This is a genomic window from Marinobacter nitratireducens (genome assembly GCF_000708045.1).
GTDB classification, from domain to species: domain Bacteria; phylum Pseudomonadota; class Gammaproteobacteria; order Pseudomonadales; family Oleiphilaceae; genus Marinobacter; species Marinobacter nitratireducens.
In genome coordinates this window covers 177050-189604 of sequence record NZ_ANIE01000009.1, presented here as the reverse complement: position 1 = coordinate 189604, position 12555 = coordinate 177050, and the positions used below count along the sequence as shown (strand labels likewise).

8 protein-coding genes are annotated in these 12555 nt (G+C 57.2%); 2 read left to right on the top strand and 6 right to left on the bottom strand.

Annotated features, from left to right (window positions below; all coding sequences use genetic code 11):
- Window positions 1-230: 230 nt before the first annotated feature.
- Entirely contained in the window at window positions 231-1637 is a 1407-nt protein-coding gene (locus D777_RS14960) for an alpha/beta hydrolase (protein ID WP_036133870.1), read from the top strand.
- A gap of 73 nt (window positions 1638-1710) precedes the next feature.
- Here D777_RS14960 and D777_RS14955 read toward each other — a convergent pair whose 3' ends face one another.
- The gene (locus D777_RS14955; protein WP_036133868.1) at window positions 1711-2538 is read right to left on the bottom strand and encodes an IclR family transcriptional regulator; all 828 of its coding nucleotides are present in this window, start codon (window positions 2536-2538) and stop codon (window positions 1711-1713) included.
- A 260-nt stretch (window positions 2539-2798) separates the two neighbouring features.
- The gene (locus D777_RS14950) at window positions 2799-4166 is read right to left on the bottom strand and encodes a hypothetical protein (RefSeq protein WP_036133867.1); all 1368 of its coding nucleotides are present in this window, start codon (window positions 4164-4166) and stop codon (window positions 2799-2801) included.
- Between the two features lie 161 nt (window positions 4167-4327).
- Between D777_RS14950 and D777_RS14945 the strand changes: the two genes are divergently transcribed.
- Window positions 4328-5533 (top strand): 3-oxoadipyl-CoA thiolase, encoded by a 1206-nt coding sequence (locus D777_RS14945; RefSeq protein WP_036133865.1) that lies wholly within the window; start codon window positions 4328-4330, stop codon window positions 5531-5533.
- Window positions 5534-5560: 27 nt separating this feature from the next.
- Here D777_RS14945 and D777_RS14940 read toward each other — a convergent pair whose 3' ends face one another.
- The 4 genes from D777_RS14940 to D777_RS14925 form a co-directional block, all read right to left on the bottom strand.
- On the bottom strand, window positions 5561-5854 hold the full coding sequence (locus tag D777_RS14940) for a hypothetical protein (RefSeq protein ID WP_036133863.1): 294 nt from the start codon (window positions 5852-5854) through the stop codon (window positions 5561-5563).
- Between the two features lie 177 nt (window positions 5855-6031).
- Window positions 6032-7384 (bottom strand): DUF1329 domain-containing protein, encoded by a 1353-nt coding sequence (locus D777_RS14935; protein WP_227501815.1) that lies wholly within the window; start codon window positions 7382-7384, stop codon window positions 6032-6034.
- 38 nt (window positions 7385-7422) lie between these two features.
- A complete protein-coding gene (locus D777_RS14930; RefSeq protein ID WP_036133860.1) occupies window positions 7423-9315 on the bottom strand; it encodes a DUF1302 domain-containing protein in 1893 nt (630 codons plus the stop codon).
- Between the two features lie 95 nt (window positions 9316-9410).
- Window positions 9411-12377, bottom strand: coding sequence for a hypothetical protein (locus D777_RS14925; RefSeq protein ID WP_036133858.1), 2967 nt, complete (start codon window positions 12375-12377; stop codon window positions 9411-9413).
- Window positions 12378-12555 lie beyond the last annotated feature (178 nt).

Below are 12555 nucleotides of genomic sequence, written 5' to 3'. Positions count from 1 at the left end.
AATCTAGTTTTAACCTGCGAAATTAAGATCAATGTACTACGACCTTTAAGGAGCTTTCAAGCTCGATTTTGTTTTATGAAACCACAGTCTGAAAATGAATAACAAACTTGACAAAATGCACTTCCGATTCTTAATTTTCATTCTTGGCAGTACTTTGTTCTGCCATGCAAAACCATAAATCACAATAAAAAGTGGTGGTTATACAAGCCATCACATAAAGGAATGACACAATGACAATCCGGCAATACGCCCTCAGGGCAGCACTTGCAGCCTCCGCCATTACCCTCTCAGCCTGTGGCGGCAGCGACAACGACGGACTCTCCACCGACACCCAGACCGAACCCACACGACTGCAGGACGAACGCACGTTTGCCGTGGACCCGGCAACCCTCCCATTCGAATCAGAAGCAGGAACCACTACGGACACCTGGTGGGGCATTATGGAAAGTGGCGCCGGTTACCGCGTGGAGGTTCCTGATAACTGGAACGGCGTGCTGGTCATGTACGCCCACGGTTACCGGGGCACGGGAGAGGAACTCACCGTGAGCAATCCATCCCTTAGAAGCTGGCTGATCAATGAAGGTTATGCCTGGGCCGCATCCAGCTACAGCAAGAACTACTACGATGTGGAAGTCGGCGTTGAGGACACCAACGAACTGGCACTGAAATTTACCGATATTGCAGAGGCAAATGGTAGATCTCTGATCGCCCCCCACCAGACCTTTATCATCGGGCATTCCATGGGCGGGCACATCACGGCTGCAGCCGTCGAACAGGAAAACCTCTCATCCGCCCGAAACAAAGTTTACTACGACGGCGCAATGCCGATGTGCGGCGTTGTGGGCGGTACCCACGAGTTCGATTACCTTCTGGATTTCACGTTCGCCGCACAGCATGCGGCCGGGCTGGGACCCGACAGCTATCCGGCCGACTTTGACCAGAGCGCCATTGATCAGGTGCTGTGGACAACGCCGCCATCCTTCGCCCTGCCGGGCGTACCGACGGCAGACGGTCTGAAGCTGGAAGCTATCGTCCGAAACCTTAGCGGCGGTGATCGCCCGGTATTCGAGGCAGGGTTCCGCGGTGGTTACTACAACGTCGTAATGGGAACCGGGGGCCGCGACGGCACCGTAAACGGCATACTGGCGCGAGACCTGAGCAGCAACCTGGGCACGTTCTATCAGCTGGACAACGACCCGCTCCGCTCTGCCGAAGAAAACACCTTCAACAACACCATTCTCCGTGTTGAAGCAGACCCTCAGGCCAATGCGCCGAGAGCGGAAGGCCTGCGCCACATCCCGCAGGTTAACGGCCAGTTCTCGGTGCCGGTACTCACGCTGCACGGCCTGGGCGACCTTTACGTGCCGTTCGTCCATGAGCAGATCTACCGTAAGCGAGCCATCGCCAACGGCAATGATGATCTGCTGGTACAGAGGGCCATCCGCGATCCGTTCCACTGCGACTTCACCGAAGCCGAGGAGTCAGAGGCATTCAGCGATCTCGTCAACTGGGTGAACACGGGTATCAAGCCCGCAGGTGACAACGTTCTGGACGCAGCGACCGTTTCAGATCCAGCTTATGGCTGCACCTACTCTGATCCGACTCGAGCGAATCACATGGCCAGTTGCATCAACTGACACCAGATTAGATTACGCCAAAAAAAAGCAGGCCCGAGGGCCTGCTTTTTCTTACTGGCCCATACGTGGGCGATCAGACCCCCAGCGACTCGATATCACTCGCCAGCATCGCCAGCTGATGGGCAATGGATTCCCGGAGCTTTTCACCGGAAACCAGATAGGACGGTGCGGCGCAGGTCAGCGCCATGATGGTGCCATCCTGCAGTTGAATTGGCACACCGGCCGAATTGATGTTGCGATCCCACTCCCCGAGTGACAGGCAGAAACCATGTTGCTTGTACTCTTCCATCGCGCGCTCGAGTCCTTCTTTCTTTTCCGGCCAGCCCTCCGGGCCGTATTTCGCTTCCATGGCATCATCAATCACTTTCCGGCCCTTGTCCGTAATGGCGCAGTAGTAAGCACGGCCAGCGGAAGTCGTTGCCATCGGCAGTTTTAGGCCGATATCCATTCGCAACAGGGAAGCTTCAGGCGGCAGACGGTTCTCTACATAGATCATATGCAGCCGGTCGCGGCAGGTCAGCCCCACGGACATGTTGGTCTGGCGGGCGAACTCATCCATGTAAGGCTTGGCCAACTGACGAACCTTCAGATTGGACACGTACGCGTAACCAAGGGCCAGCACCCCGGAGCTGAGCTGGTATTTCTCCAACTGCGTGTTGTAGCTCAGGTAGCCCAGCTTGGTCAGCGTGTAGGTCATGCGGGAGACCGTTGGCTTGGGGAGACCGGTAATACGGGCAATGTCCTGGTTACCAAGAATGACCGAACCCTGGCTAAATGCCCTCAGTACATCGAGGCCACGAGAAAGCGCTTCGACAAACTTGCGATCTTTCTCCGGCTTCACTGGTTCGCCGTCACCGGAGGCCGCCATCAGTTCCGGTGTGGGGTTTTGTGCTTTTGACATAGTAGGGCGCCCTCCAACAGCCACGCCTTTTCGGTACCGGGATATAAGCACCGTTCATATAAAAGATGCAGTATTTTAATCGTTGGCGAAATCAAGTACCAGAATTGCTTTTCAAATCCCGTGCCAAATTTGAAACACTCCTGCGTTACGTATCACGGTATTCTGCATTTTTCATTCACAACCACGGCTTATTGAGAATTATTTCGGTACCTTGTTCCAGGCAGCGGAATTTCGGTAGCAAGTTAACATTCCCAACATACTCAGCCCGGAACCGGCAACATAAGAGCTTCGAAGGCCAGCAGTGCCAGCAACAGCGGAACCGCAATCACGACAAAGACCCCGTTCCATCGAAACGCCACCACCCATCGGGACACCTGACCAAACCGGGACAGCAGCATGACCGAAGGGCCAAACGGCGACAGCATCATCGCCAGGGAGAAGCCCGTGACCAGAGCCACGGAAACAGGCAATGGGTCCATGCCCTCCGCAACCAGAGGCGGTAACATGCCGGCCTGGATACTGAGTACCGTAATCGGAATGATGCCGATGGCCGACAGCAGGGGCATGATCAAAAGCCCGGCGGCAGCCAGCAGCCAGGTTCCGGAAGAACTGCTGATCAGCCCGATCAGGACCGTATCGGGAATGACTGTCGACAGGGACACGCCCAGCAAAGCCGAGGCCGCAAAGATTGACATTTCATTGGTCATGCCAGCGATCTGATCGGCCCCTTCCTTTGCCACGTTCACCAAGGAGCGCCCGCGCCAAAGCATGTAAACAAAGGTGATTCCCGGAACCGCCAACATAGCGGCGGCGGACACCTTCAAACCGGTCAGGGTCACCAATGCAAACATGACCGTGAAGACCGCGAGCACCAATACAACCAAACCCAGCGTGCCGGCCGGCCATTGTGCCAAAGCCACCCGTTCACTGCTGATCTCCCTGAATCGCCGCTGCTCCAGGGCCCAGCCCACCCCGATGAGCACCACCGCCGCGGCAGCCCCAAACGGCAATAGCATGGACCAGCTGAGCTGAGGCAACTCACGGGTAAGGATGGCAACAGCCACACTGGTGGGAGCGACCAGCGGCACAAGGGCAAATCCCCGCAAGGCACTGATCAACACACTCCGCAGCCAACGCAGACGCGACGAACCGGTTATCCCGCGCTCTCGCAACGTATCCGACAGAGTTCCACAGAGCAGGTTCATCATCCCAAAACTCAACACCGACGCGATGGCACCGCTGACCGCCGCGTATTTCGGATACAACCAGATCGGTGGTCCACCGAGTAGAACATCATGGATTCTGCGCAGTACCTCAAAACGACGAACCAGGCACTGCATCATTCCCAGACTGGCCAGGAACGCCGAATAGAAACCCGCATCGGCAAGCCCTTTTTCCAGTTGAGCACCCGACATGGATCCTCCAGCCACCAGCCAAACAGTGACGACAAACCCCAGAGCCAATAGGCCACGGGCATAGCCGTGAATTTGTCCACCGTGCAAAAGGAAACACACCAGGAACAGGCCACCGGCCACGGCGGACAGGGAACGACTGTCCATGCACATGGCCGAGAGCGCCAGCAGCATGGCAAGGGGCAGCGTGGCACGCACCAGCCGGCCCCGGATCATTTCGGCCTCCACTGATACGTGCAAAGGGCGGCTGTGTCTGCTTGCATTTCCACTACACCCGGATTAGTCTTTTGCTCATATTTACAAAACATAATTTCGCATAATGAAATTATGTTAGCATAAGCGCGACATGCCGCCAAAACCACAAGGGGCAACAAACCATGAGTGCATATATCTACGATGGCCTCAGAACCGCATTCGGCCGACATGCCGGCGGCCTGGCGAAAGTTCGGCCGGATGACCTGCTCGCCAGCGTGATTAAGGCCCTGATTGAACGCAACGCGTTTTCCAGGAATGATTACGAGGACGTTATCGCGGGCTGTACCAATCAGGCAGGTGAAGATGCCCGCAACCTGGCCCGCCACGCCGGCCTGATGGCGGGACTGCCAGTGGAGACCGGTGGACTGACCGTCAACCGCCTCTGCGGTTCTGGATTGGCGGCCATCATTGACGCAGCGCGCGCTATTCGCTGCGATGAGGGCGAGCTGTTTGTTGCCGGTGGTGCCGAGAGCATGAGCCGGGCTCCGTTTGTCATGGCCAAATCCGAATCGCCTTTCAGTCGTGATTTCCGGGCCTTCGACAGCACGATCGGTGCCCGCTTCCCGAATCCGCTCATTGAGAACGAGTTTGGCGCTGACACCATGCCGCAAACCGCGGACAACATTGCCAGCGAACTCAACCTCAGCCGTGACGTCGTCGATCAGTTCGCCGCCCAAAGCCAGGCGCGCTATGAATCCGCCAGGGAAGCCGGCTTCTTTGAGGATGAAATCCTGCCAATCGATGTACCCCAGGGGCGTAAGAAACCATCCCTCACCGTCAGCACCGATGAGCACCCTCGCCCGCAATCCACGGCTGAGGTATTGGCCGGGCTGCGCCCGCTGTTTGAAGGTGGGGTCGTCACTGCCGGAAATGCCTCCGGGATCAACGATGGCGCCGCTGCACTGATTATTGGGTCACGTGCCGCCGGTGAACGGGCCGGGATCAAACCCCGCGCTCGGATTGTGTCAGCAGCAATCGCAGGCGTACCGCCAAGAGTGATGGGTTACGGGCCGGTCCCCGCCAGCGAAAAGGCTCTGGCGCGGGCAGGCCTGACGATCAAGGATATGGACGTCATAGAGATCAACGAAGCCTTTGCTGCCCAGGTCATCGGATGCACCACCAGACTCGGCATTGAGCCCACAGATCCTCGTCTCAACCCCAATGGCGGCGCCATCGCGGTTGGCCATCCGCTCGGCGCCTCTGGTGCGCGAATCGCACTGACGGCAACCCGTCAACTGGAGCGCAGTGGCGGACGGTACGCGCTGATCAGCATGTGCATTGGCGTTGGTCAGGGGATTGCAGCCGTCATTGAGAGGGTCGAGGACTGACCCTCAAGCGCTTCGCATCACGCCAGCTCAGGCCCTGAGCTGGACCCGCACCGACTCGGGACAGAGTGCGAGGATATCCTCGCACTTCTGACAGACCGGTTCTTTGCAGGTGACAATCGAGTGCCGATCCAGGCTCTCCATGCCCCGCTCGCGGGGACCCGGTGAGGACTCGCAGGCGATGACGTGACGGTGCAGCGCATCAACCGCTTCTTCCTTGGAGCCGAAAGGCCCCAGCTCCGGGATTTCCCGGGTGCGTACACGCCAGGTACCATCACGAAACATTAGCCGCTTCTCTACTTCAAACAACGTATTGTTTAGCATCGACTGTCGCCTCCCCACGACCCCAGAGCCGGGCCTTGGCATTCGTTGGACTTTGTTTTTCTTCACTCAGAGTTCTAATCACGGGGCCCACAAGAAATGGTTCCAACCAGAGCCGTTTTTCCTGTCGGCCCGTGAAACCAGCTCCCAACCGGAAGCCGGATCCAGCCACTCCGTCGCTTAGCGAACGCCCGCACGACGCAGAGCGGCCGGCGTGTATTCGCGGGAACTGCGCTCGGTATCATACTGGTAGGGCTCGTCCTCTTCGTTCGTCATGCCCATAACCAGGTAGCGCCCGGACAGCAAGTCATAGAGGGTTTCAAAGGCATAAGCCGGAATGTTGGCATCATAGATCTGCATTGCGTGTGCTTCCGCAACCCGCCAGAGCGTTCCACGGCCATCGTAGTGATCGACCACCGCGATCTGCCAGGTGTCCTCATCAATGTAGAAATCCCGAACCTCGTAAACATGGCGTTCCCCATCTTTCAGGGTGGCCTTCACGTGCCAGACCCGGTGCAGCTCATAGCGCGCAAGGTTCTGATCGATGTGCCCCGGCTTGATGATGTCGTCGTAGCTCAGGTCAGCACTGGCAAGACGATAGGAGTTGTAAGGAATATACATCTCCTTTTTGCCCACCAATTCCCAGTTGTACTTGTCTGGCGCACCGTTATAGAGATCCAGGTTATCCGAGGTGCGCTGACCATCCGCTGCCGTACCCGGACCATCGTAGGCAACGTTCGGTGCACGGCGAACCCGGCGCTGTCCTGAGTTGTAGAGCCACGCACGACGGGGCTCCTTTACCTGGTTGATGGTTTCATGAACCAGCAGCACGTTACCGGCCAGCCGTGAAGGAGCGGTGATGGCCTGCTTGAAGTAAAACATCACGTTCGGATCGTCTTCCGGATCGTAGTCCTTGAGCGCGACGCGCTCGGTGAACGACTCGGTAAACTTGACCGGACTGTAGTCGCCATTCGGCTGCGGAGTCACCTGGGCCACGTTACGGGTAAAGGAACCGCCACGGTAGCGGGTGATATGGTTGAAGATGGCTTCAAGGCCACTCTGAGGCATCGGAAACGGAGTCGCTGTCTGGTAGTTTTCCAGACCGTTCCCGCTTTCAACCAGCGAAACGGCCGTCGCGTTCTCAATCGTCTGAGCCTGCACCGGCTCTGGATATACGCCAGAACGACGAGTCTCATAAACCGGGATAAAGTAATCGTCGTAGGCCTTGATCATCGCAACCTGGCCCGGACTCAGTCTGTCGGCATATTCGTCCACGTTGCCCTGATCAATGCGGAAGAGTTCCTTGTCCCCCGGGAACGGATCCACGTAACGACCATCGCCTTTATAATCTGCCGGTGCCTCGAGGAGGCCACCCGTCCACGCCGGAATTTCATTACCGTTACCCGCCTTCTCGGCGCCGATTGGGGTCAGACTGTTCCCCAGTTTTGCAGCCTCGTCAGCCGACACTGCCGCCAGGGCAGACCCGGAGGTCATCAGGGCGCTGGCAATAGCGCCGTACATCAGGTTTCGCATAACGTTCATAACAAATACTCCTGCTATTTTTGTCGCTGTCAGAAGGAATAGGAAATTGAGGCAGCTGCGAAATCGCGGTCATTGATTTCGTTGTAATCGCCACCGAAATAGTTGGTGTAACTGAGCGATGCCTTGTAGGCATTCTGGTAGGTTGCCTCCAGGCCAAGACCAACCGCCTTGTTACCCTCTTTGAAGTTACCGCCGGGATCAGGCGCATAGCCTTTGACGTCATGGGACAGGAACAGACGGGGCCTCAGGTTTACACCCGCGACGGCGTCCGGGTAATCCCAGACAAACAGGGTGCGATAGCCCCAGGAGAATGAGGTGGTGAAGCCGTCGCCCTGACAGTTGGTGGCATTGATGTTCAGGCGCGGGGTACTGTCTGTTCCATTGCTACAGAAATCCCCGGAGAAGCTGGCGCCGTCCAGGGGCACCGGCCCAACACCGTAGATACCGGAACGACCATAACGCGCCTCGGATTTACCCGGCAGATCATGGATGTAGGTGGCACCTACTTCACCGATAATGATGAAACGTGCCGCGCCCATCACACGGTCGATGAAGTGAATCAGCGTCGCCTGGGCCTGGGAAACCTTGAACCGGTCATAGCCATCAACAGCCTGGCCTGCATAGTTGTAGTTCCTGGCCTGCTCCCGCTGCTCCAGCTTGCTGACGGTCTGACCATCCGGTCCGCGCTGCTGCAAACCACCGTAGATCAGCTCAAAGGTGTTCCACTGGATGGGCAGGTTCGGGCGGAAGCTGTATTCCGCGCCAAGGGATGTCCCCGTGGGCAAGGTCGTATTGATACTCAGCCCGAACAGGTCGATACCCTTCGGATACTCGATGAAGTAACTCGGGAACCGGGAGAACGGCAGGTCCGGGTTGTTCATCTGGTTTTCAGTTGGTGACTCCGGGTTGTTCACCACACCGCTGATGTAGGGAAGTCGGCTATTGTAGCGGGTGTAATAGACACCCAGCTCTGCATCCAGGTCGGTGACAAACCAGCGAGCGGCGACGCCGAACTGGTCCTGCTCACCCGGCTCGCGATCACCAAGCCGGGGCGCTATAAAACCTTCTTCCAGCGCCTGGGAGTCGGGCACCTGGCCAGCCAGAAGCACCGGTCCACATCCATCTGCGGCAACGTCAGCCGAAGAGAAGAAGGTGCCGCAATCATCAATCCGGAACGGTTCCCAATCGGTCTGAACAAACGCTTCAACGGTGATGTCAGGCGTAATACCAACCGACGTGTAGAGTGCTTCAACGGGCAACAACACGTCCTTCAGCTCCGCCCCGGGAGCCCGGAAGGCAGGTACGTCAATCGGGTTTACCGCATTAATGCCGCCGAGAATGAAGGTGCTCTCGCCCCAGTTAATGACCTGACGTCCATAGCGGATTGCCACCGGTGTGTCGCCAAAATACCAGTCTGTGAAGACATAGGCGTCGAGGAGATCCGCACCGGCCGCATTGTCCTTCGCTTCAGGATTCAGCTCCCGCTGTTGTCCAACCGGATCGACAGCGCGTGAATTATCCCGCAACTCGTAATCGTAGTAGTAGGTGCCACGAACCAGAGCCCCTACACGGGTCAGCGTGTCGCTGTCCGGGGCATAGTCGAGGAACAGCTCGCTGCGTCCCCTCAGGATCTGCGAGTACGGTTCGCCTTGTTCAAAGTTGAGGTTGCCGTCGTCAAAGTTGTTTGAGGACGCACCGGTGTCGCTGAACGCAAACTCCGGCCCCAGGTTACCCTGGGAAATCAGATCCTTGTCCTGATCTTCCAGTCGATAGGCAATACCCGCCGTCAGCGTCGTGCTGAACGAGGCATCAATCTCGTAAATCTCGAAATCAAAAGCCGATGCCGGAGTGACCAGGCAAGCTGCTTGTACCGCCAGCGCTAACCGGAGCACGTTATATGATCTGGAGTTTTTTATTTTCATGACATGTTACTCCGCTTTCTCTGGGCAAGCCGGGCCCGTGTGGCGCGGCTTGCCCCATGTTTTTATTGGGTATTTGGTTTAGGTGTATCCGGCTATCAGAGACCCAGCACGCCGTCGAGCAGGCCGCCGCCAGTGTCACCGCCGCCACCGCTCGGAGTCTCACCCGGGTCGGTATTGCCGCCAGTGTCACTGCAGTCTGTGCCGCTGGTGTCGGCGTCTTTCACAACACAGGGGTTGGTCACGCTGACGGTGCCGTCGGTGAAGAGCTCCAGCATCTGGGCCGCCATTTCGTTGAACACCGCGCTGGAGGAGAAGGCCTCAGCACTCTTCTGCCCGGCAGAGATCGGGTTGGCGTGAGAGCCTTCAAGATAGCGCGTGATGTAAGGCAAACCTCCGGTCGCGATCGGCGTGGATTCTGCCCCCATGGTGGCGGCCAGAGGGTCGGTACCTGCCAGGGGCATATTTTCGCCATCAATTACGAAACCGGTCTCAGCAATCGTGGTGCTCAGAGGGCCTTGTTGATAAAGCACAGCATCAGCCGCATTGGGAATGGTGCCGTCACTCGGGCGCTCGGGGTCATCGGCGACTCCGGCGATTTCAGTCAGCAGCGTCGAACTTCCCTCATAGAAGGAAGCAAAGGCAGTCGGATCAGCAGAATCGAGCAATGCCTGGAACACATTGAAGTAAATGTTCAGCTCGGTTCTGCCCTGCGCAAGCAGACCGGCCGACGCAGCATCCAATCCCGGCAGCACTTGCGGGGCAACAGACGGGGAGTTTTCCACAAACCGTGTGAACTGCCCGCCGGTATTGAACAGGTTGGTCGCCGTAATGGGGTTCAAGTTGCTATTGCCCGCATCAATCGCAGCCTGAATGACTGGCGGGACGGCAGCGCCTCCCATGCCACTCAGGGAATGGCTGATGAAGTAGACTCGGTTGGGATCCAGATTCAGGTTCTGGGGACAATCGGCGCAGGCATTGATTGCATCCTCAATAGCCTGCAGCGACGCGTTCACGTTCATCAGGTCGAGCGCGCCCTGACGCATGTTGTCCCTGGTATTCGCGTAGTTCGCGAAGTTCAGGTACAGACTACCGGACTCGGGGCTATCAAGCTCCGCCGCGGGAGTGGCCGCCAGATTGGCATCGGCTGCGAACCCAAAGTGGCGTTCGGTCGCATCTGCGGATGCCCCAGCCTGTTCGCTAATCGGGTTCAGCCCCACCAGGCCCTGACCAAAGATCCCGTGCAGGGGCTGGTCAATGCCAATGGTGACAAAACAGTCGTAGGTATTGTTCGGATCAGCACAGAGCAGTCCGGCAGCTGTTGCCAGCGGCAGAATCGCGGAACGGTCCGTGGTCACCGCATGCTGATAGATGATGACCGGGTAACCGTTAATGGGCTGCTGGCCACCTACCAATAGCTGATTGGTGTCTGGCGCAGCGACCACAAGCGGAACCTTGGTGTCTGTCGTTTTTCCCGCAAACGGAAAGCGGTAGGTAATGCGGTCAGAGGGCGCATTATCCAGGGTTTCATCCCCGCTAAAGTCCGCAGGCACCCAGCTGCCGGAAGTCAGAGTGGAACCGTCACCCTCCGCAGGCAGTGACTGGTAGTAAGGAAGGGTAATTTCGCCTTCATATACATGAATGTTCAGTGGCGTTCCTGCAACTTCCTGCGCGAGCGCCGGATTCACATCGCCACCGTCTCGCTGACTGAACACTCGCACCGTTCTCGGTTTCGGCGTGTCCAGCAGGGGCTCTGCGGCAGTAGCCAGAGACTGCGCCTGAGCAGAAACGTCCATAGAGGAATCCGTGGCCATCGCCGTGGCAACCTGCACAGCATGGGCAACGCGGCGATCAGTGCTGGCATCAGCGACAACATCACCGTACGCAACGACGACACCGCTCGCGTTGGCATCCTGAAGGATCGCAGCCAAGTCCGCGTTATAGAGACGGAACGCGGTGTCCGTCAGAGTGTTGTATATCGCGGTATTCAACGCCGATTCCTCGGCGGTTGCCTCTGCTCCCAGCGGCTGATCACTCAGGTTATAGAAGCCCGCCTGGAGACGCGCCAATTCGCTCTGTCGCTTGGCAATCTGGAGCGTTGATTGAAAGTAAGTCACCGGAGCGGCGTTGGCCAACAGGATGTCATCCACAGACGTTGTCGTGATCGTGGTGGAGTAGACAACATCGCTAAACGTCGATGAAAAAGCCGAGGCTTCCGGAGTCTCCCGTTTGAAGTCAAAGTAGTCTGCAGCCAACTGGCGGGCCGGAAGCATCACATCGCGGAAGGGCTGGAACGCTGCGTTGGAAAGCGTGCGGTCCGGGTCTGCCACGCTTTGATAGGTAACAGATCCCACAAGTGGATTGCCTTCGGCATCCACGATGTCGTTAGTAACCACCAGGATGTATTGTGTTTTTTCCTGCAGCGGCTTGACCGGGAGCACACGAATCAGATTGTTTTGCCCGCCATCAATGTCGAGCAACTCAACCCGCAGGTTCTCCTCCAGCAGGTCGCTGAAAATCTCATCTGCACCCGCGGCATCGCCTTGTTCCTGCAGGCGCAGCGCCTGGCGATAACGCTCCGCTGGCGTCAAGCCAGCAACTTCACCCGCCGATGGTTTGAGCGCATCTCCGCCGGCATACTCGACGGGAACCAGGAACACATTCTGGTCCGGATTCGGTATGACCTGACCGTCAACATCGACGAAATCGCGTGCGTCCAACACCTGCTGGCTATCGATACTTGCGCTGATTTTGATATCAATAGGCGCCAGCACCGAGTTCCCATCCATGAAACCAAGGCCGGTGGTGACCGGATTGGCCGGATCCGAGCCGTTAAGCATTGTGCCATCGTCGACAGTGCTGAGCTTGAACAGAGCGTCACTCGGAATCGGGAATGCTGTCTCAAGGGGATCGAAGACCGGAAAAACACCGCGCTCGGTCTGCGGGCTGCTAATCACATAGTCTGGGCTTTTGTTTTTCTGGGTCTGGCTACTGCTGTCCAGGCAGCCCGACAGTCCAAACGTGGCTGCCGAGATCGCCGTGATCAATGCCGTTCTGATAAACATAGTCTACTACCTCTTCGTTTCTTGTAATCCAGCGATCCGTCGCCTTTAGTTGCATTCAACGGAGGTCTAATTGCAAAGGTTCCAATTTGAAACCGGATTTTTTTCAAGACTGGCTGATCAATCGACGTAACCCTCGGCCTATGTTGGAAAAACAATGATTCATTTTTTTAACAAAACG